The organism is Natronobacterium texcoconense, from assembly GCF_900104065.1.
GTDB classification, from domain to species: domain Archaea; phylum Halobacteriota; class Halobacteria; order Halobacteriales; family Natrialbaceae; genus Natronobacterium; species Natronobacterium texcoconense.
In genome coordinates this window covers 316,637-334,790 of record NZ_FNLC01000001.1, presented here as the reverse complement: position 1 = coordinate 334,790, position 18,154 = coordinate 316,637, and the positions used below count along the sequence as shown (strand labels likewise).

At 61.9% G+C, this 18,154-nt stretch carries 24 protein-coding genes; 15 read left to right on the top strand and 9 right to left on the bottom strand.

Annotation, left to right across the window (positions count from 1 at the left end; translation table 11 throughout):
• Positions 1-159: 159 nt before the first annotated feature.
• Positions 160-708, bottom strand: a complete 549-nt coding sequence (locus BLR35_RS01760) for an NUDIX hydrolase (RefSeq protein ID WP_090376452.1) — start codon at positions 706-708, stop codon at positions 160-162.
• A gap of 173 nt (positions 709-881) precedes the next feature.
• On the opposite strand from BLR35_RS01760, the gene BLR35_RS01755 reads away from it, so the two are divergent.
• Positions 882-1,157 carry a PadR family transcriptional regulator gene (locus BLR35_RS01755; protein WP_090376449.1) on the top strand — a complete coding sequence of 92 codons (276 nt, stop codon included), beginning with the start codon at positions 882-884 and terminating at the stop codon, positions 1,155-1,157.
• Positions 1,158-1,483: 326 nt separating this feature from the next.
• Here the strand turns inward: BLR35_RS01755 and BLR35_RS01750 are convergent, their stop codons facing one another.
• Positions 1,484-1,723, bottom strand: a complete 240-nt coding sequence (locus BLR35_RS01750) for a hypothetical protein (protein WP_090376447.1) — start codon at positions 1,721-1,723, stop codon at positions 1,484-1,486.
• A 142-nt stretch (positions 1,724-1,865) separates the two neighbouring features.
• Here BLR35_RS01750 and BLR35_RS01745 point away from each other — a divergent pair, with 142 nt between their 5' ends.
• The 7 genes from BLR35_RS01745 (at position 1,866) to BLR35_RS01715 (ending at position 5,163) form a co-directional block, all read left to right on the top strand.
• Entirely contained in the window at positions 1,866-2,222 is a 357-nt protein-coding gene (locus tag BLR35_RS01745; protein ID WP_090376444.1) for a hypothetical protein, read from the top strand.
• A gap of 49 nt (positions 2,223-2,271) precedes the next feature.
• Positions 2,272-2,556: a ubiquitin-like small modifier protein 1 gene (locus BLR35_RS01740; RefSeq protein ID WP_090376443.1), complete on the top strand. Its 285-nt coding sequence runs from the start codon at positions 2,272-2,274 to the stop codon at positions 2,554-2,556.
• A 93-nt stretch (positions 2,557-2,649) separates the two neighbouring features.
• Positions 2,650-3,393 (top strand): AzlC family ABC transporter permease, encoded by a 744-nt coding sequence (locus tag BLR35_RS01735; RefSeq protein WP_090376441.1) that lies wholly within the window; start codon positions 2,650-2,652, stop codon positions 3,391-3,393.
• A complete protein-coding gene (locus BLR35_RS01730; RefSeq protein WP_090376439.1) occupies positions 3,383-3,724 on the top strand; it encodes an AzlD family protein in 342 nt (113 codons plus the stop codon). The genes BLR35_RS01735 and BLR35_RS01730 overlap by 11 nt, the downstream gene beginning before the upstream one ends.
• Before the next feature lie 40 nt (positions 3,725-3,764).
• The gene (locus BLR35_RS01725; protein WP_090376436.1) at positions 3,765-4,031 is read left to right on the top strand and encodes a MoaD-like domain-containing protein; all 267 of its coding nucleotides are present in this window, start codon (positions 3,765-3,767) and stop codon (positions 4,029-4,031) included.
• A gap of 1 nt (position 4,032) precedes the next feature.
• Positions 4,033-4,440: a DUF8048 family protein gene (locus BLR35_RS01720; protein WP_090376433.1), complete on the top strand. Its 408-nt coding sequence runs from the start codon at positions 4,033-4,035 to the stop codon at positions 4,438-4,440.
• Positions 4,441-4,710: 270 nt separating this feature from the next.
• Positions 4,711-5,163, top strand: a complete 453-nt coding sequence (locus BLR35_RS01715) for a pyridoxamine 5'-phosphate oxidase family protein (RefSeq protein ID WP_090376430.1) — start codon at positions 4,711-4,713, stop codon at positions 5,161-5,163.
• Positions 5,164-5,228: 65 nt separating this feature from the next.
• Here the strand turns inward: BLR35_RS01715 and BLR35_RS01710 are convergent, their stop codons facing one another.
• Both BLR35_RS01710 and BLR35_RS01705 read right to left on the bottom strand, forming a co-directional pair.
• Positions 5,229-5,378 (bottom strand): DUF7560 family zinc ribbon protein, encoded by a 150-nt coding sequence (locus BLR35_RS01710; RefSeq protein ID WP_090376427.1) that lies wholly within the window; start codon positions 5,376-5,378, stop codon positions 5,229-5,231.
• Positions 5,379-5,518: 140 nt separating this feature from the next.
• Positions 5,519-6,190, bottom strand: a complete 672-nt coding sequence (locus tag BLR35_RS01705) for a helix-turn-helix domain-containing protein (RefSeq protein ID WP_090376424.1) — start codon at positions 6,188-6,190, stop codon at positions 5,519-5,521.
• A 207-nt stretch (positions 6,191-6,397) separates the two neighbouring features.
• On the opposite strand from BLR35_RS01705, the gene BLR35_RS01700 reads away from it, so the two are divergent.
• Positions 6,398-6,781: a winged helix-turn-helix domain-containing protein gene (locus tag BLR35_RS01700; RefSeq protein ID WP_090376421.1), complete on the top strand. Its 384-nt coding sequence runs from the start codon at positions 6,398-6,400 to the stop codon at positions 6,779-6,781.
• Positions 6,782-6,871: 90 nt separating this feature from the next.
• Here the strand turns inward: BLR35_RS01700 and BLR35_RS01695 are convergent, their stop codons facing one another.
• The 5 genes from BLR35_RS01695 to BLR35_RS01675 form a co-directional block, all read right to left on the bottom strand.
• On the bottom strand, positions 6,872-7,453 hold the full coding sequence (locus tag BLR35_RS01695) for a hypothetical protein (RefSeq protein WP_090376418.1): 582 nt from the start codon (positions 7,451-7,453) through the stop codon (positions 6,872-6,874).
• Between the two features lie 140 nt (positions 7,454-7,593).
• Complete coding sequence (locus BLR35_RS01690; protein WP_139169224.1) at positions 7,594-8,130, bottom strand: YIP1 family protein; 537 nt, start codon at positions 8,128-8,130, stop codon at positions 7,594-7,596.
• Positions 8,131-8,289: 159 nt separating this feature from the next.
• Positions 8,290-10,221: an aldehyde ferredoxin oxidoreductase family protein gene (locus BLR35_RS01685; protein ID WP_090376411.1), complete on the bottom strand. Its 1,932-nt coding sequence runs from the start codon at positions 10,219-10,221 to the stop codon at positions 8,290-8,292.
• Between the two features lie 188 nt (positions 10,222-10,409).
• Complete coding sequence (locus tag BLR35_RS01680) at positions 10,410-10,595, bottom strand: DUF1328 family protein (RefSeq protein WP_090376408.1); 186 nt, start codon at positions 10,593-10,595, stop codon at positions 10,410-10,412.
• A gap of 109 nt (positions 10,596-10,704) precedes the next feature.
• Positions 10,705-12,552: a bacterio-opsin activator domain-containing protein gene (locus BLR35_RS01675; protein ID WP_090376405.1), complete on the bottom strand. Its 1,848-nt coding sequence runs from the start codon at positions 12,550-12,552 to the stop codon at positions 10,705-10,707.
• A 97-nt stretch (positions 12,553-12,649) separates the two neighbouring features.
• On the opposite strand from BLR35_RS01675, the gene BLR35_RS01670 reads away from it, so the two are divergent.
• The 6 genes from BLR35_RS01670 to BLR35_RS01645 all read left to right on the top strand — a co-directional run bounded on the left by BLR35_RS01670 (position 12,650) and on the right by BLR35_RS01645 (position 18,152).
• The gene (locus tag BLR35_RS01670) at positions 12,650-12,853 is read left to right on the top strand and encodes an HVO_0649 family zinc finger protein (protein WP_090376402.1); all 204 of its coding nucleotides are present in this window, start codon (positions 12,650-12,652) and stop codon (positions 12,851-12,853) included.
• Between the two features lie 250 nt (positions 12,854-13,103).
• Positions 13,104-13,526, top strand: coding sequence for a CBS domain-containing protein (locus BLR35_RS01665; RefSeq protein ID WP_090376399.1), 423 nt, complete (start codon positions 13,104-13,106; stop codon positions 13,524-13,526).
• A 155-nt stretch (positions 13,527-13,681) separates the two neighbouring features.
• Positions 13,682-13,990 (top strand): hypothetical protein, encoded by a 309-nt coding sequence (locus tag BLR35_RS01660; RefSeq protein ID WP_139169223.1) that lies wholly within the window; start codon positions 13,682-13,684, stop codon positions 13,988-13,990.
• Between the two features lie 214 nt (positions 13,991-14,204).
• On the top strand, positions 14,205-15,929 hold the full coding sequence (locus BLR35_RS01655) for an ABC transporter substrate-binding protein (RefSeq protein WP_211704960.1): 1,725 nt from the start codon (positions 14,205-14,207) through the stop codon (positions 15,927-15,929).
• A gap of 82 nt (positions 15,930-16,011) precedes the next feature.
• Positions 16,012-16,983, top strand: coding sequence for an ABC transporter permease (locus BLR35_RS01650; RefSeq protein ID WP_090376390.1), 972 nt, complete (start codon positions 16,012-16,014; stop codon positions 16,981-16,983).
• On the top strand, positions 16,983-18,152 hold the full coding sequence (locus BLR35_RS01645; protein WP_090376386.1) for an ABC transporter permease: 1,170 nt from the start codon (positions 16,983-16,985) through the stop codon (positions 18,150-18,152). The genes BLR35_RS01650 and BLR35_RS01645 overlap by 1 nt, the downstream gene beginning before the upstream one ends.
• Positions 18,153-18,154: the final 2 nt, after the last annotated feature.

Sequence of the window (18,154 nt, the reverse complement as noted above, 5' to 3'; positions counted from 1 at the left end):
CGGCTGCCATCCTGCCGACCGCTCGCGTTTCTGGAACGAACGGCGACCGAACGCCGGTTTTCTCGAGGCCGCCGCCTCATACGGATTGCTGTAACGATTTACCGGTGCAACCGCTGTTCGGGGTGTGGTTGCACCGAAAATGACTTACAGTAAACCGTATCAGTGATCCTCGAGCAGCCGATAGTACGACACGGCGAGTACCGCCCGTCCGTCGCGGATTTCGCCGGCGCGGATGTCCTCGAGCAGGTTCTCGAAGGGACGTGTCCGGACGCGAATACTCTCGTTGTGATCGAGGTTCTGGTCGGCGGTCGGTCGACAGCCACGGGCGACGAAGAAGTGCATGACCGAGTCTGCGAGTCCGTTTGCCGGTTCGACGGTCACCAGTGGTTCGATCGCTTCGGCCTCGTGGCCGGTCTCCTCGGCGAGTTCCCGGCGTGCGGCGGCCTCTCTATTGGCGTCGTCGGGTTCGGTGCCGCCAACGGGGAGGCCGCGGCTGACGCGGGAGACGGCCTGTCGCCACTCCTCGATGCAGACGACGTCGCCGTCGGGCGTAAACGGCAGGATGCAGACGCTCTCCGGTTCCGAGACGTAGTCGAACTCGGTTTCGGTACCGTCGGGCAGGTGAACGGATTCGTTAACGACGTCGAAACCCGGACACGTGTAGGCTACTCGACGATCCTGCGTCTCCCAGGCGAGTTCGTCGGTCATATCGGCCGTAGAACGCAGTCCGTGAAAAACGTCGCGTCACGGTTCGATCCGCCTTCGATCGTCCCAGGGAGGACGTTCTCGGCCTATGTAGCGCGTTCGGGCTATCGATGCGATCGTATCAGCTCTATAACAAAGCCACGAATCGATGAACGTCGATACTCAGAGAGTGATCCATGGACGAACTAACCGGGTTCCAGCGTGACTTGCTGTACGTCATCGCAGGAAAAGATCGACCGTCCGGACAGGAGATTCTCGACGACATCAATCGCTACATCGACCAGCCGGTGACACACGGCCGGTTGTATCCGAATCTCGACACGCTCGTCGAGAAAGACCTCGTCGAGAAAGGCCAGTTAGACCGGCGGACGAACTACTACGCGCTCACCCCGAAAGGGCGACGAGCGCTCCAGCGCCGTCAGGAGTGGGTCGACCAGTACGTCGACGTGTAACCTGACGGCGTTTTCGGCGGCCAAACGCGTGAGTGGAAACTGTCCAGCTGTTGCTCTCGAGGTAGTGCGGATACGAAGCGATAGGGAACACCGACTATCCACCTCGAGCACTGTAGGGGGACGTGTCTACGAGAAGGATGGCCGTACGCAGTCCGATCGTTCCTGTAGGTCGCCGTTTACACGGATCCTCGACCGAGGGGTGATACGGATTGCTGTAACTATTTACCGACGATCGCCAGAGCGGGTCGGCGATCGGCGGTAAGGGACTACAGTAAACCGTATGAACCGACGGGAGACCGCGTGGTCGTCGAACGTCGGTGACCCGGTCAGTCGTCTTCGTCTTCGTCCTCGTCTTCCATGTCCTGTCCGTTTCCGGTTCCTTCCTCGGCTTCGGGGTCGTCTTCTTCCTCACCGGGTTCGTCGGCGGGGTCTTCGTCTTCGGGCTCGATGCCGTTCTCTTCCTCTTCCTCTGGTTCGTCGGCACAGCCGGCGACGAGCATCGCCGACGCCGTCGCACCAGCAACGCCAAGTAGCTGTCGCCGTGTCCGTCGGATATTGCGGGTCATATTTCCTCCGAATGGCTGTCAACGTTCGAGGGCGATAAGCCGATAGCCGACACTCGCGTGCAAGACAGTGCGTACGACAGATTCCCAGAACTCCGTCGGAACGCTCCCAAGGGTTCAAACCCTCTCGGCGAGAGCCACCGGTATGAATATGGAGTTCGCCGTCTCGCGGGATGGAACCGCGCTCGTGACGCTCCAGGCGGGAAGCGACACGACTGCTCGTACCGAGGCGACGACGCAACTGGAAACGACCCTCGAGACGCTCGCCGACGAGGGAGCGATCACCGACTGGGCGGTGACCGACGCCGAGGTGTACGAGCCACCGACGGCACCGTTCGATCCACACACGATCAGCGTTGCGTTCACGGTCACGGTGACCGTCGAGGCCGACGACGAACGGCGGGCAACCGAAGCCGGTGCCAGCGAAATCGACGACGCACTCGAGAGCGCCGACGTCGAGTCGGTGTCGTATACGGCACCGCCGACAGCGACGGCAGTGTAGGTCGTCGTCTGACCGTCCGTATTATGTCGATACGCGACGAGAACCAGCTATGGAGATCGATCTGCGATTCTTTGCGACCTACCGGGACGCCGTCGGCCAGAAAGAACGGAGCCGCGAGTTTTCCGAGAATGCGACCGTCGGTGACGTGCTCGTCGCTCTCGAGAACGAGTACGATGGGCTCGAGGGGCAGTTGCTCGAGAACGGAACGATCCGTCCGCAACTGAGCGTCCTGAAGAACGGTCGCGACGTGATCCACATGGACGGCACCGGCACGACTCTCGAGGACGGAGACGTTATCTCCGTATTTCCGCCGGTTGCCGGCGGCTGTCGCTGAGCGTTCGGAGTCTGCTCGTCGAGAGTGGGAGGAACGTGTCGTCCGTTTCGAGAGCGCTTTACGGTTCGAAACCCCGAGAGGGAAGTAGCACCGATGGGAGCCGATCTCGACGGAGACGACACGCTCGAGGAGCGAGCAGCGCCGGAGACGGACGCAGTTACGTTCGAGTGGGACGGCGTTCGGTCTGGCTTTCTCACCTGTCTGCCGGTCGCGCTCGGCGTGGGCGGGTACGGGATCGCGTTCGGCGTTCTCGCGAACCAGGCCGGGCTGAGCGTCGCCGAAGCAGCACTGATGAGCGGCGTCGTTCTGGCCGGTGCGTCACAGATCGTCGCGATCGAACTCTGGGCCGATCCGATCCCGGTCGCGACGATCGTCGCCACCGTGTTCGCGATCAACTTGCGGTACTCGCTGATGGGAGCAGCGCTCCAGCCGTGGTTCGAGCGTCTCTCCGGGACGAAAGTCTACGGCAGTCTCTTCTTCATGGCCGACGAGAACTGGGCGCTGACGATGCGCGATCTGAAGGCTGGCAACGGCCGCGGGGCCTTCCTGCTGGGCAGCGGTATCGCGATCTGGGTCTTCTGGGTCGGATCGACGATCCTCGGGGTCGTCGCCGGCGGCGTCGTCGGTGATCCGACCCAGTACGGTGCCGACTTCATACTCGTCGCCGTCTTCGTCGCGCTCGCGGCGGAACTCTGGGAGGGGAAGCCGTCGCTCGTGCCGTGGGTCGTCGCGTTCGGAACTGCCGTCGTCACGTCCCAGTATCTTCCCGGCCGGTGGTACATCCTGCTGGGCGGCCTCGTCGCCGCCGCCGTCGAGGTGATTCGGTATGATCGATAACGTCGACGTCTTCGGACTCGATCCCGTCGTCGTCGCCGTCGTCCTGGCGATGGCCGCCGTCACAGTTCTCGCGAAAGTCGGTGGAATCTGGCTGGTCCGGCGGATCGAAGTGAGCGATCGCTTAGAGGCCGGGCTCTCGGTGTTGCCCGGGGCGATCGTGATCGCAGTACTTGGGCCGGAACTCGTGGCCGGCGGACCGGCGGAGTGGGCGGCAGCCGGCGTCGTCTTGCTCGTCATGTGGCGAACGGCGAGCATCCTGCTTGCACTCTGTGGCGGCGTCCTCGCGGTCGTGGCGTTTCGTACGATTTTCGCGAGTTTTGGTCTCGCCTGACTGTGGGAACGAATTTACTTCCGGCGGCCGAACAGCCAGTATGACGACCCGCGTCGAGCGATCCTTCCGTGGTATATCCGAACGGCTTGCGATCCGGTACCTGACGAACCTGGGCGGCGAGCAGGTCGACGACGACACCGTCGACGGACCGGACGGAACGTGGTCGGCGACGCTCTCGAGCGAGAGCGTCGATATCGGCCCCTCGCTGTCGCTGACAGAGGTCACCGTCGTCTTCGAGGGCGAGGAGGAGGCGCTCGAGGAACTCGTCGAGGACTTCGCACGGAAAGCGATGCGAGCGGGTGGATAAGATGGCCGCACAACCGATCGAGGGGCAGGTACTCGTGCTCACGGCGGCGAAAGCGAGCGTCCCGCCGAGCAAGTTACCCGTGCTGGTCGATCGGGCACAGGACGTCCTCGAGTCGCAACTGCAACGGTACCGTCGCGAGTACGAACAGGTCGACGTCGTCGAGGGTGAAGGAGACGACGAGTCGACGACCGTCGAGGCGTTTCTGGTCGAATGGGGCCACTGGGAGAGGGTCGGCGAGAAAGCGGGGTTCGACACACGCGAACGCTCCGCGGTCAGGCGCGCCCACGAGGAACAACTCCTGCGGATCGGTCGCCGGACCGATCGGGAAGCGGAGTTCGAGACGGCACTCGAGATCCGTGAACCGGTTCTCATCGGAATCAGGGACGGTCCGGCAGCCAGCGACGATTGATACGGATTGCTGTAACGATGTACCGGCGCAACCGCGATCCGTGCAGCGGTTGCGCCGGAAATGACTTACAGTAAACCGTGTGAGACGATCTACCGGCCCGACCACAGAACGGCCCGCAGTCGGGACGGAAACGACTCACAGTCGTCCGTCTGAAACGACGCGTGGAGCGGCTGTCGCCGATTACGTTCCGTTAGTATCGAGGACCGAAGCCGTTCGGGAAGGGTCAAAACTATAAAGAACGTGTTTCACCTTGAGGAAAGCACCGAGACGATGGCCATCGACCAAGAGACCGAAATGACCGACGCGGAGATCGACGACTTTCTGAGTTGTCACGAGACCGGCGTCCTCTCGCTGGCGCGAGAGAACGAGCCCTACTCTATTCCGATCTCGTACGGCTACGACGAAGAGAATCAGAGCTTCTACATGCGACTCGTCTCGACACCCGAAAGCGAGAAACGCGAATTTCTCGATTCGACGCCCGAGAGCCGGCTCGTCATCTACGACGATTCCGGGTCGACCTACCGGAGCGTGGTCGCCACGGGGACGCTGGAGAACATTCCGCCAGCGGAACTGACGCCCGACCAGATCGCCCAGTACGGCGACGCACAACGGCCGCTGTTCGAAATCTGGGCCCAGGCGAAAAAAGACCTCAACATCGAACTCTACCGCCTCGCGCCGGAGACACTCGAGGGACGGCGCACGGTCGTCGACCGCGAGGGATAGGGACGGACGACGACATTCTTCGCCCGGACTGAGACGGAGACCGAAGGGGGCAGCGTTCGCCGTCGTTAGTTCGGCTGTTGTTTCTCGGCGAAATCCGCCGCCGTAACGTCGGAGCCACAGACGGGACAGCCGTGTGTCAACGTGGCCTCCTGCATCGACTCGTTGACCTCGATCTCTTGCCCACACTCCGGGCAGGTGAATTCGTATCTGCTCATATCGGGGATCGTGTTCGTTCTCGCTCGGTAGCTCGATAGAGACGTGCGTTGGCTACGTTCATAGCTGTGCATCCATTATATATAGGATTGCGGTTCGGTTCCGGAACCCAGTAGTTCCCGAAGGCTTCTTGAACCACGAGTTATCCGCCCCCGTCGTGGTCGAGGATCGCGTCCAGAATCTTCGTCTGTGCTGCGGCGAGGTGTTCGGTGAACGTCGTGCTCGTGATTCCCAGTTCGTCGGCGACCTCGCCGGCGTTCGCTCGCTTCGGATGCTCGAAGTAGCCCATCCGGTGGGCCGTCTCGAGCACCTCGAGTTGCCGTGCGGTCAGCGTGCTTCGGTCGACGAAGACGAGGTTCTGCTCGGAGTGGTCCTGCTGGGACTGGAGCAGCCGCTGGACGTCGATCGTCTCGCACTGCTGTTGCAGTTCGCCGATGATCGCCTGGAGCCCCTGCATGTCCGGCGCGTGGAAGGTGATGTACAGCGACGACCCCTTCGCGCGCACGTCGACGACCGGACAGTCGAACCCCTCGACGACCTCGCAGGGACAGCCCCGGCCGAGGTCGCGACCGAACCGGTAGGTGGAACTCGAGCCGTAGGAGAAGATCTCCGTCAGTTCGACGCGCTCGAGGTCCGGTTCGTCGTCGGGATCGTCGGGTTCGAGCAGGAACTCCTCGGTGACGCGTTCGGGCGCGGCGGGGTCGGCGCTCTTCGAGACCGAGTGGACCGTTCCGCTGGCGTCGGCAGCGGCGTCGCTGACGACGCAGGACGGCGGATCGTCGATCTTGATTTCGGCACGGATCCCCGAAGTCATAGTACGGCTATCGATGAGCAGCCCTCCCCCGTAAACCCTCGGTCCGAGCCGTCGAACAGCGGGGTGTCGAAACGAACCACGGTAACTGCTAGCACAGAACGCAGAGTACGACCATCGACTCGCCCGATATTCGCAACCCTATATAAAGCACCCTGTATTTATTGGGACTCATTTGGAGGGGGCTCCGCCGCTACTAGAGAGTGAACGATGTCCGCTACGAACCCAACGATGCGAGGATGGCCGACTGAAGACGAAACCGCCGATCTCGGGAGCGTGCTCGGTGCACTGGACGACGACGCCTGCCGGGAGATCCTCGAGGCCGCGAGCGAGGAAACCCTGACTGCAACCGAACTCTCCGAGCAGTGTGACATTCCCACCTCGACTGCCTACCGCAAGGTCGAGAAACTGACCGAGGCTGGACTCGTCGAGGAGAAGGTCCGCATCAACACGTCCGGCAAACACGCCACGGAGTACCGTACGGCGTTCGACGACGTCGTTGTCACCGTCGCCGACGGCGGCGTCGAACTCGAGCTGACCAGACCCGACACCGAGTCGAACATCGGCTCGGCGGCCCCGATCGCCGGCGACTGATCGACCGGTACGACACCGGCACTGCTCGGGTGACGTCGTAGCGGGCGTCTCGAGCACTTTCCGGTGGGGGATGGCTGTTTTCGTTACAACTCAATCGTCCGAGTGTCTGGAGCGTGGCTCCTCGAGAACTCGCTCGCCGACGCCGGCGAAGTATCGACGGAAGACCGCGTAGCCGATCGAGACGACGAGCATCGCGACCACGATCGATCGGATGACACCATCGAAGACGAAAAGCGCCGGAATCGACAGCACTGCGCCGAGCGCGAGGTCGCCCGGCGAGCCGTCGTAGGCGACCCAGCGTCGCGGCTCGAGCCATCGGCCGTGGTAGTGGCTGTAGACCGCGCGTCGCGATCGACCTTCCCAGGGGCGGGCTGCGAGACCGCCGCCGACGTGGTCGGACAGCGCGTGAGCGGCGGCCGTCAGGAGGAAGACGGCGACCGCGACGGTCACTGCCGTCGGAGCGAGGACGGCGAGTAGCGTCGATGGGACGGCCAGTACCCAGTAGTAGACCGGAAAGTGCAGCGTCTGGCGGTGCTGTGCACAGACGTCGAGGTCGGGAAAAAAGCCGCCGAGAATCGCGGCGAGCGCGACAGAGCCGGCGTATTCTGGCGCGGTGGCTGCGACGGCCGCGGCAAGAACGAGGCCCACGAAGACGTGGGTCGTAGCCATCATACTGAACGGGGTACGAATGACAGCGATTTATGTTCATCGAACACGGCGTGGCTCGAGTTCGACTCGAGCGTCGGAAAGACCGTCGTCGACTACGCGACACGTTCGAACGCGAGCGCCGCGGCGGGTGTGCCGCTCGAGAATTAGATCCCAGAAGCGAACGCAGCGACGAAAACGGCGATAAACAGAACTATGTACAGGAACGGCACGAAAAGGACGGCTACCACGGCTCGTTCCATCGGAATGTCGTGAAACGACGCCAATCCCTTCATCTGGAGGTAGAGGCCATACAGTCCGAACGCGAAATTGACTAGCGGAATCCACCACACTGCGTATCGGACGAGTGTCGGGAACGCGTAGGCCTCGAGCGTGGTAGTCAGGCCGCGTGCACCGGCCAGATATGCGATACCGTGCACCAGGAGGGCTTCGACGAGGGCGATGAGCCAGAGCACGATACCGATTGACAGAAAGGCAGCGAAACCGACGGCTGCGTCGGCCGGTGCTGTAATATTGAGAACGACTGAGAGCGACCCGAGCGGAACCATGACGGCGATGAACGACGCCAGCATGAACGCAATTGGGAAGACGGCCGAATTGGTTTGATCGTACCCTGCCAAGAAATCGTGTGGGTCCCTGACGATGCTCCAGTTAATACCCTTCCACTGGTTTACAAATCCCATGCAGCCAAAATTATAGCAATGCTGAAAATAGCTACCGGCTAGAAACCGAGGGCTTCCGTTGTCCACGAGACGGCGTTTCGAATCGTCGCTGTACTACGGCTGTTGATAAACGCTCACGGGGCAAACCCCGCTCGCCAGTCCGCGGCCCGTAGCGTCGCGTCAGTCGTCCGAGGGTGCAGCGGCACCGCCGTCGCTGCTGACGCCCGTTCCGGGACCGATCTCGATCTCGAGTGCCTCGAGTTTCTCGTCGGGGACGACGCCGTCGACCCAGCCGCGGTAGTCGTAGTACTCGTCTTTCATCTGCTCGAGTTCGCAGTACTCGCCTTCACTGGCGCCCTGCCCGGGGATGCCGTCCTCGAGGAACCGCTCGGGCAGCGAGTCGTCGTCGCCGTCGAAGCCGACGAGGTTGTTGTAGTACCGCTCTAAGTTGTAGACGCGTTCGCCGGCCTCCATTAGCTCTTCCTCGGTGACGTCGCGGCCGGTCATGCCGTTGTACTGCATGACGTACTCCTCGATGCCTTCCGCGAAGGCGTTGAACTTGCAGATGTCGAAGGAGTCGCTGATGGCGTGCAGATCCTGGAATTCGGCGGTGAGTTCGCCTTTGCCCTCCCACTCGTAGGGATCGACTTTCTCGGGAATACCGAGGATTTCGGCGGCAGGAGTGTAGCCACGCAGGTGGCAGGCACCGCGATTCGAGGTCGCGTAGCCGATACCCATCCCCTTCATGCAGCGTGGGTCGTAGGCAGCGATCGTCTGGCCTTTGACGGCCAGCGAGTTGTCGTGTGCACCGATCTCGTCGGCGACCCGGCGAGCACCCTCCGCGAGCAGATCCGCAAGTTCGCCCTCGCGATGGGCGATCTTCTCGATCATGTCGATCATGGTCTCGGTGTCACCCCAGTCTAACCCGCCGACGTCCTCGAGTTTGCCCTCTTCAGTCATCTCCATGGCCATCGCCATCATGTTGCCCGTGTCGATGGTGTCGACGCCCATGTCGTTACAGCGGTCGATCATCACGGCGACGTCGTCGCGTTCGGTATTCCCGGAGTTGGGCCCGAGTGCGTACGCCGACTCGAACTCGTAGGATTCCATCCGAACGTTCATCTCCTCGCCCTTGTGCATCGCCTGGACCTCGACCTCCTTCTTGCAGGCGACCGGACAGGAGTGACAGGTCGGCTCGTCGACGAGGATGTTCTCGCGGACGTTCTCGCCCGAGACTTGCTCGGAGTCGAACTCGTCGTCGGCGAAGCCGTCTTCGCGGGCGTCCCGCGTCGAGGTGTACTTCCCGTTTCGCGTGGGAAGACCGGACATCTCCTCGGTGATGTTCATCAGGACGTTCGTCCCGAACTGCGAGAGCCCACCCTCGTTGGGTGCGGTAACCTCCGACTCCTGGATGGCCTGCATCGCCTGCTGGTGGCCCTCCATGAACGTCTCCTTGTCCGCGGGCTGGGGCATCTTCGTGCTCGATTTGACGACGACCGCCTTGAGGTTCTTCGACCCCATCACACAGCCCGTCCCACCACGACCCGAGGAACGGTCGTCCTCGTTCATGATGCAGGCGTATCGTACCTCGTTCTCGCCGCCGGGACCGATCCCCATGAAGCTCAAGTTCTTGCCGTAGGAGCCGTCTACCTCCTCCTCGAGCGTGTCACGGGCTTCGTGGACGCCCTTGCCCCATACGTGAGAAGCATCGCGCAGTTCGACCTCGCCGTCCTCGACGACCGCGTAGACCGGGTCGTCGGCCTCACCTTCGAACAGCAGGCCGTCGAAACCTGCCCATTTCAGGCGTGCGCCCGACCAGCCACCGTGGTGACTGTCGGTGACGGTGCCGGTCAGCGGCGACTTCGTACAGACCGCGATCCGGCCGCTCATGGTGACCTGCGTGCCCGACAGCGGTCCGTTCATGAAGGCAAGCAGATTGTCGGGGCCGAGCGGATCCACGTCCGGTCCCTGTTCGAAGACGTACTTTACCCCGAGTCCCCGGGCACCGATATACTTCTTTGCGTCGTCCTCGTCGATCGACTCGTAGGCGACGGACCCCTCGGAGAGATCGATGCGGGCGACGTTGTCCTGAAAACCGCCGAGTTCTGTCATAGTAACGCCTCACCATTATCTTCGGCCCCCAGCATGTTAGAGATTGCCAACTACACGAAACCACTTTCAGTTACGTACTCGGGAGCTACTATATCGGTGGCTCAGTCCTCCGATCGCACAACCAGCAATATGGGCCGGAACTGATGGCTGTGGCAAGTGATGCGATTTCGTAACCAGCCTTGCACGGGCTACAACAGCAACGCCACGATCGCCAGCACGATGAAGATCAGGACGAAGATACGAGCGATCTCCATCGAGATACCGGCGACGCCGCGTGCGCCGACGGCCGCCGCGATGATTGCCAGGACGAAAAACACGATCGCCCAGTACAGGAAGCCGCCACCAGCCTGTAACGGAGTTGCGAACTCGAGCATAGATCCGGCTATCACGACCGGAGATATAAACGCCGGGCACGGTTCGAGCGGCTAACGGGGGGCTACAGGACAGGGCCAGTGAGTAAGGTCTGGTTCCCAGGGGAAAGATTCACCAGTCCTCGAAAAACGCCCGACAGAGTTTCTCCTCGGCCGATCGCAGGTGCTCGTGAAACGTCGGCCGCGAGACGCCCATCGATTGAGCGAGTTCCTCCCCGGTCGTCGGACGAGGCCACTCGAAGTAGCCGCCGAGATAGGCCCGCTGTAACGCGGCGAACTGGCGATCGGTGAGTTCGCTCTCGAGGACGGCAGCGAACTCCTGTTGGCTTCGGCCGTCGCGATCTCGCGGCTGGAACGAGCGAACGTCGGTCCGTGTGTACCGATCCGCGGCGGTTTCGACGATCGATCGAACGTTCGCCGAACGTGGAATCTCGAGCGACAGGGTTGCACTTCCGTCGTCGACTTCGATAGCGGTCGTTCGAACGCCTCGCTCGGAGAGCCAACTGACGGGATCGTCCTCCCCGGAGAGTTCCACCAGACACCCATCGTCGCGCTCGACGATCACCCGACAGTCGACGCCGTCCCGGGCCGCAGCCGCGTCGGTGAGTTCGTCGACGTCGCCGGTCACGGAAAACAACGAGGCTGTTCCGGCATCCGATCGGTGAACCGACCGTCGGTACTCGAAGCGACAGTCCGTGTCGGCCGAGAGAGCGACCGGAGCGATGGTCTCGTCTTCGATCTCGAGTTCGACGGCGACCACGGCGTCGGTCTCGAGGACGCGGCTGGTTTCGCGGGCGTTGATACCGCTGGCGACGGCCCGGGCGAGCGCCGAGAGGATGACCGACTCCCGGTCGTCGACCTCGCGGTCGCCGTCGACGTGGACGGTCAACACGCCGTACTCGATATCGTTGTAGAAGAGCGGAAACGAGGCCAGGGTCGTCCCGTCGACGGTGTCGACGGCGACGACCTCGTTCGGGAGTGTCGCCGCGGCCGGGTGATCGGCGTCGGTCGCGATCGGGTCGGGCGAGACCCCTGTACTCGCCCGGACCTCGATCGTCCTGGTCGCCGGATTGCGTTCGCCGATCCAGGCGCCCTCGTAGGCGTCCTCCGCAGCGATCCGATCACAGACCACCGTCTCGAGTTCCGCGCGGTCGGTCGAGCCAGCGACTGCGCTCGTGACGTCCTGGACGAGTCCCTCGACGCGATCGAGGATGTACTCGAGTTCTTCGGTCCGGCGCTCGAGTGCGAGTTCGGCCTCTTTGCGCGCGGTGATGTCGTTCTGGAAGCCGACGTAGTTGGTGACTTCGCCCGCGTCGTTGCGGACGGGTGCGATCGTCACCTCGTTCCAGAACTCGGTGCCGTCCTTGCGGTAGTTCCTGATCTCGACGGTGACCGGGCGATCCTCGTCGATCGCGGCGGCCATCTCTGCGATCGTCTCCTCGTCGGAGTCGGGTCCCTGGAGGAGCCGGCAGTTGCGGCCGACGACGTCGTCATAACTGTAGCCAGTGATCTCCTGGTAGGCGTCGTTGATGTAGACCAGCGGGTTGTCCTCGCGGTCGGGGTCCGAAATCGTGATCCCGACAGGTGCCTCGTTGATCGCTCGTTCCTTGACGACGCGGTCGCTCGTCGCCTCGGTCTCGCGGTCCGACCGGAAGACGATCGTCGCACCGTCGTCGTCACGGTGGACCCGTGCATCGTACTCGGACCCCTGGAGTTCGACCCGTCGAGCCGTTCCAACGGTGGTTTCGTCGATCGCTTCCCCGAGCACATCCCATCCCGCTACGAACTCGGCCGGTTCCGTGGCTTCGTCGGGAACGCCGAACGCCTTCCGTGCTGCCTCGTTCGCGTACGTAACCCGACCGTCGGCGACGGCGACGACCGGATCGACGAGCTGCTCGAGCGCAGCCGCCGACGGGGACGGACGTTCTTCCGACGTCGACTCCGCATCGATATCACTCATACCACTCTCTACGAAGAGCGTGCCAAAGAACCATGGCGATTCTGCCGTCGCACTGAATACCATGAACGTTATTAACACACACGACGTACGGTACCGTATGTCAGTCCATCGGTCGCCGTTCGACCGGCTTCGCGAGAAGTTCGACAGCTCGGAGCTCGAGTGTCGGCAGTGTGGCTACCACGCATCCGACGGGGGCTGGCGAGTGACGACCTCGGGAAACCGGGTCCAGTACCAGTTCGTCTGTCCGGCCTGTGACGCGGTCGAGACGCGGGAGATGCGCCTGTCGAGCGGCCCTCGATGAGGACCGCCCGGAGACGACATTAGTCGTTTGCGCCACCAACACCTATGCCCGAGAACTGGCGACTATCGGTCGTCGTACCCCTCCTCGAGGGGCTACACCGACTATAGCGACCCAGGGACTGAACCTCACACAGCGGCCGATTATTTTACAATTGTGGTGTGATGACACGGATGTAGAGGTCGGAGATCGAACCGGGGTAGAGACTCCACCCAGCACTCGAGTGAAAGACTGCCAGCCGACCACGAGACCCATGCTACTCAGACAGATCATGTCCACGCCGGCGGTGACGATCGCGCCGTCGGCGACGCTTCGCGAGGCCGTCGAGACGATGCTGGAAGAGCGGATCGGCAGCATCGTCGTCGTCGATCCGGGAATGGTCGGCATCGTGACCCGGTCGGATATCCTCCGAACGCAACACCGGACCGGCGCACGGCTCGAGGACCTGCGAGTGCAAGACGCGATGACGTCCGAAGAGATCGTCCGGATATCGCCGACCAGCGACGTCATCGAGGCGCTCGAGAAGATGATGGAACACGACGTCAAGAAGTTGCCCGTTTTCGAGGGGATCGAACTCGTCGGCGTGGTGACGATGAGCGACGTCGCTCGCTGTCTACCCGAACGCGTCGACGAGGTTAGACAGACGCTCAAACGGAAGAACAAGGACGGCTGGTGACGGCCGTAATTCCGTCGCCCGACCCCTCCAAAACGCCGTCGAAACCACCGACGTGAACCAGCGGAAATAGCCACTCTCCGAAACAGCTACAACGGATCGACGTCGTGTACTCGCTAGCAACCGTGTTCGATCGGTATCTGGTACACGCGAAATCGGTGGGAACGATCACCGCCGCGTGTCTCGCCGTGGTCCTCGGGACGAGCGCAGTGCTCGGCTGGGGGCTCGTGTTCGTCGTCGACGCGCTGTTCGTCCTCGCCGTTGGCCTCTTCGCTATTGCGGTCATCCTGACGCGGCCGTCGGTTTCGCGTCGACGGGCCGTCGAAGAAGCGACCGAAGAAACTGACTCCGACGACCGACACGACGTTCGGAAACCAGCAGGTCAACTCCGAACTGGGATTCGGCTGGCACTCGTTGCCACCACGTTACTCTGCGTTTCCTTTCTCGTCCAGTACGGCGTACTGTAGTGGGGAGCCACTGGAACACAGTAATCGAACCCGCACAATTAGTGTTGGTTAGATCAAAAGTTGATTATCTATGCTTGCATCTGTCAATAATTGAATAGATGAAAAGTATTATATTCTTTTTCTCTAATCATTTGGTGTGCCATCCAACAACACGAGAGGCAATATCAACCGAAGAACGGTGCTGAAATCGACTGCAGTCGGTGGGATTGCGTTTTTGGCTGGCTGTTCCGACGGAGAAGCTCCAGCAGCCGACGACGGGACGAGCGATGGAGACTCGAAACACTGGATTGGTGCCCAGGGTAGTGAGGCTCCCAACTACAACGTCTTCCGCATCACCGACACGACCTCCAGCAATCGCGTCTCCCGGGTGATGGACCCGGCGTACGTGTTCGACGAGAACGACGACATCGTCTATCGACTCGTCCGGGACATCGACGTCAGCGACGATTTCACCGAGTTCACGTTCACGCTCACGGAGTACGGCGAGTGGAGCGACCCCTACGGCCAGATGACCGCCGAGGACTGGGTCTACTCCATCACCGAGATCATCCAGGGCGAGGACAACTGGGCAGCCGTCTCCATGGACGACGACTTCCGAATGGGCGTCGATGAAGTCCCATCCGGCTTCGAACCCGCCGACGAGGACGGCGACGAAGCGTGGTTCAACGTCGAAGAGACCGGCGAGTTCGAGTTCACGATCGAGACGCCGGAGCCGTATCCGTCGTTCCTCGAGGAACCCATTATCTGGGGCTTTCAGGAAGTCGTTCCCAGGGAACTCGCCGAACCGTACGTCGAGGACCGCGACGGCGACGGACTAAACGAAGACGACGAGATTCAGAACCTCGCCTACACCGGCAATCTCGGCGCGTTCACGCCCGAGGTGCTCGAGACCGAAGCGCGGATGTACGCCCCGCGCAACGACGACTACTACCTTCGCAACTACGACGGCCACGAGGACTCCCCGCACATAGACGAGTGGACGTACCAGGTCATGCGTGAAGAATCGACGCGACTGTCGGCGATCCAGTCCGGAGAGATTACCAACACCGGTATCCCGGCCCGGCGAGCCGACGAGTTCGAGGAGCGAGACGACGTCCAGATCATCGGCACGCCGACGGTCTACTGCCAGAGTATGTTCTACAACATGCGAAGCGACGGCTGGGACGCGCTCGACACTGCCGAGGTGCGCCAGGCGCTCACGATGGCCGTCGACAGGGAGTCGATCGTCGAGGACATCCAGTACGGGTACGGGACGGTCGCCCACACCCTCCAGCCCGAGTACTCCGAGTTCTACGACGACTCCCAGGTCGTTCAGTGGGACTACGATCCCGACAGTGCGCGTGAGCGTCTCGAGGAGAACCTCCCTAGTGCCTACGGCTACTCGGACGGACGGGTCGTCGACGGCGACGGCGAGGAGGTCGTCCTCGATTTCGTCTTCTCGGACTCGGCCGAGGCAACCGAGATTACGGCCCGGTACATCCAGGACGAGTTGGACGAGAACCTCGGACTCGCGGTCGAACTCGAGCCGGTCCCGTGGAATTCGATGCTAAACGAGTTCTTCTACACGTCACCCGCGGAAGCCCGCGACTGGGACCTGATGGCCGGCATCGGACGGAACTCGTATCCGCGAGCGCCGGAGGCAACCGAGAGCTACTGGCGTGCGACCGACGAGCCGTGGAACACCGCTAACGCGTACGGATACGACGATCCACACGGTATCGCCGATATCCTCACCGAATCCGCTCAGGAGACCGATCCCGAGGCTCGCCAGGAGAACCTCGCCGAAGTGTACGGTATCCTCAGCGAGGAACAGCCGTGGAACTTCCTCTACTTCCCGGAGGATCTCAACGGCTACCGCGCACACGTCGAACCGACGGAGGACCCGAGCATCTCCTGGGGCTACGACATCCACCGCTGGGAGATCGAGGCCGAGCAGTAACACCCGGTCGCCCTCTCCGAACTATAGTACCCGTCCCCGAATCTCGGGGATCACAGCCAATGTATATCGATAGACACGAACAATGAAAGCGTACATCGCAAAGCGGATCGCGTGGACCTTCTTCGCGACCTGGATCACGCTGACGATCACGTTCCTGTTGCTCGACTTCTCGCCAATTTCGGCGGCTGGCGCTTCGTTCGTCGACCAGCAAGTACAGCAGGGAATGGCTGCCGACGAGGCACGAGAACTGTATCAACAGCAGCTCGGGCACGGAGACACCGTCTGGGAACGGTACAGCAACTTCATGGTGGGACTGGCGACGTTCGACTGGGGCTGGTCGTCGTTGTACGATCAGCCAGTCATCGACGTCATCGCCAACTCCTGGATCTACTCGTTCCAGTACGTCTTCCCGGCGACGGTGCTCTCGGTAGTTCTCGGGTTCGCGATCGGCCTCTACTCGGCCACCCACCAGTACACCAAAGAGGACTACGCCGCGACGCTGTTTGCGTTTACCGGGATCAGCCTGCCGAACTTCTGGTTCGCGATTATGCTGATACTGATCTTCGCCACCACGCTCGGCTGGCTACCGTCGTACTACTCGACCGACGTTCCCCTGCTCTCGTGGGCGAACGCGGAGCAACTGATACTCCCCGTGATCGTGCTCTCGACGGCGGCGATCGCCTCGGAAATGCGGTACGCCCGGGCGGAATCGCTCGAGTACGTTCACGCGGAGTTCGTCAAGACAGCGCGGGCAAAGGGGCTCTCCGAGAACGAGGTCACGATTCGGCACATCTTCAGACCGGCGATGGTGCCGTTGATCACGATTCTCGTCGGCGACATTCTCGGCCTGCTGTTTGCCGGCGGCTACGTCATCGAGGTGATCTTCCAGATTCCTGGTCTCGGACTCGTCAGTTACCAGGCGATCATCCAGCAGGATACGCCGCTCGTGCTTGCAACAGTGTTGATACCGGTGTTCATCGCGATTATCGGCAACCTGATACAGGACATCTGTTACACCGTCCTCGACCCACGAATCGACTTCGGTGATCGCTAATGAGTACGGAAACACACGGCGACCAGAACGACGTTCACGACGACATCAGCTTCGAAGATATCGACTGGGAAGCGTACGAAGGTAGCCCCGAGTTGACCCGAACGCGGATCGCGGCCGTCCTGACGATGGGCGGAATCGTCGTCGGGTGGATTCTCGACTACCTGTACGGGGACCACCGTCAGCCGCTGGTGGACTATCAGTTCGGTCCGATCGAGTTCGCCCCGAATCCTGGCAACGTCGAGTGGCTGTTCATGCTCACCATCGCAGTGCTAGTCCTTTACGGCATCGTGCCGCTGTACCAGAACCCGCGGCGAACGAAACACTACTGGAAAGAGTTCAAGAAGAACAAGGCCGCCGTAGCGAGCCTGATCTTCCTCGTGTTCATCTTCCTGGTGGCGCTGTTCGGACCGTTCGTCGTCGGTCGACCCGAACTGGACGTCACGAACGCCTACCAGCCGCCGGTGTTCTACAGCTACCTCCCCGGCCTGGAAGGAGGGACCTGGGAGCACCCGCTCGGCACGATGCAGTCGGGAGAGGACATTCTCCAGGTCGCCGTCATCGGCGCTCGAGTGAGTATGATGGTCGGACTCATCGGCTGTCTGATGATCGTCGTGCTGGCGAGCATCGTCGGGACGACTGCCGCGTACTTCGGCGGACTGGTCGACGAAGTGCTGATGCGGTTCGTCGATATCATGTTGACGTTCCCGACGTTCTTCCTCATCCTGTTCGTCGTCTACCTCTACGGTGGTGATCTGTTCACCATCATCATCATCCTGGGGCTGACGACGTGGACGGCGACGTCGCGGCTAGTCCGTTCGGAGGCGCTCCAGCGGACCGAAGAGCAGTACATCGACGCCGCGAAAAACGTCGGTGCGAGCGAACGCTGGATCATCACGCGCCACCTGATACCGAACGTCTCGAACACGATCATCACCGCCGCGACCCTTGCGATTCCGTCACTGATCCTCTACGAAGCAGTGCTGGCGTTTCTCGGCTTCGGCGATCCGAACGTCTGGTCGTGGGGCCGAGTCATCTCCGAGGGGCGCGGTGACCTGCAAAACGCCTGGTGGGTCGCGACCTTCCCCGGCGTGGTCCTGTTCCTGACGGTACTGGCGTTCAACTTCCTCGGCGACGCGCTGCGAGACGCACTCGATCCACGACACGGGTAACC

What these genes read in the sequence shown, in the direction of transcription:
- BLR35_RS01755 (WP_090376449.1), top strand. Translation starts at nt 882, where the DNA reads ATGGACGAACTAACCGGGTTCCAGCGTGACTTGCTGTACGTCATCGCA.
- BLR35_RS01645 (WP_090376386.1), top strand. Translation starts at nt 16,983, where the DNA reads ATGAGTACGGAAACACACGGCGACCAGAACGACGTTCACGACGACATC.
- BLR35_RS01665 (WP_090376399.1), top strand. Translation starts at nt 13,104, where the DNA reads ATGCTACTCAGACAGATCATGTCCACGCCGGCGGTGACGATCGCGCCG.
- BLR35_RS01650 (WP_090376390.1), top strand. Translation starts at nt 16,012, where the DNA reads ATGAAAGCGTACATCGCAAAGCGGATCGCGTGGACCTTCTTCGCGACC.
- BLR35_RS01720 (WP_090376433.1), top strand. Translation starts at nt 4,033, where the DNA reads ATGGCCGCACAACCGATCGAGGGGCAGGTACTCGTGCTCACGGCGGCG.
- BLR35_RS01730 (WP_090376439.1), top strand. Translation starts at nt 3,383, where the DNA reads ATGATCGATAACGTCGACGTCTTCGGACTCGATCCCGTCGTCGTCGCC.
- BLR35_RS01750 (WP_090376447.1), bottom strand. Translation starts at nt 1,723, where the DNA reads ATGACCCGCAATATCCGACGGACACGGCGACAGCTACTTGGCGTTGCT.
- BLR35_RS01735 (WP_090376441.1), top strand. Translation starts at nt 2,650, where the DNA reads ATGGGAGCCGATCTCGACGGAGACGACACGCTCGAGGAGCGAGCAGCG.
- BLR35_RS01670 (WP_090376402.1), top strand. Translation starts at nt 12,650, where the DNA reads ATGTCAGTCCATCGGTCGCCGTTCGACCGGCTTCGCGAGAAGTTCGAC.
- BLR35_RS01740 (WP_090376443.1), top strand. Translation starts at nt 2,272, where the DNA reads ATGGAGATCGATCTGCGATTCTTTGCGACCTACCGGGACGCCGTCGGC.
- BLR35_RS01675 (WP_090376405.1), bottom strand. Translation starts at nt 12,552, where the DNA reads ATGAGTGATATCGATGCGGAGTCGACGTCGGAAGAACGTCCGTCCCCG.
- BLR35_RS01690 (WP_139169224.1), bottom strand. Translation starts at nt 8,130, where the DNA reads ATGGGATTTGTAAACCAGTGGAAGGGTATTAACTGGAGCATCGTCAGG.
- BLR35_RS01705 (WP_090376424.1), bottom strand. Translation starts at nt 6,190, where the DNA reads ATGACTTCGGGGATCCGTGCCGAAATCAAGATCGACGATCCGCCGTCC.
- BLR35_RS01745 (WP_090376444.1), top strand. Translation starts at nt 1,866, where the DNA reads ATGAATATGGAGTTCGCCGTCTCGCGGGATGGAACCGCGCTCGTGACG.
- BLR35_RS01760 (WP_090376452.1), bottom strand. Translation starts at nt 708, where the DNA reads ATGACCGACGAACTCGCCTGGGAGACGCAGGATCGTCGAGTAGCCTAC.
- BLR35_RS01685 (WP_090376411.1), bottom strand. Translation starts at nt 10,221, where the DNA reads ATGACAGAACTCGGCGGTTTTCAGGACAACGTCGCCCGCATCGATCTC.
- BLR35_RS01725 (WP_090376436.1), top strand. Translation starts at nt 3,765, where the DNA reads ATGACGACCCGCGTCGAGCGATCCTTCCGTGGTATATCCGAACGGCTT.
- BLR35_RS01695 (WP_090376418.1), bottom strand. Translation starts at nt 7,453, where the DNA reads ATGATGGCTACGACCCACGTCTTCGTGGGCCTCGTTCTTGCCGCGGCC.
- BLR35_RS01710 (WP_090376427.1), bottom strand. Translation starts at nt 5,378, where the DNA reads ATGAGCAGATACGAATTCACCTGCCCGGAGTGTGGGCAAGAGATCGAG.
- BLR35_RS01715 (WP_090376430.1), top strand. Translation starts at nt 4,711, where the DNA reads ATGGCCATCGACCAAGAGACCGAAATGACCGACGCGGAGATCGACGAC.
- BLR35_RS01700 (WP_090376421.1), top strand. Translation starts at nt 6,398, where the DNA reads ATGTCCGCTACGAACCCAACGATGCGAGGATGGCCGACTGAAGACGAA.
- BLR35_RS01680 (WP_090376408.1), bottom strand. Translation starts at nt 10,595, where the DNA reads ATGCTCGAGTTCGCAACTCCGTTACAGGCTGGTGGCGGCTTCCTGTAC.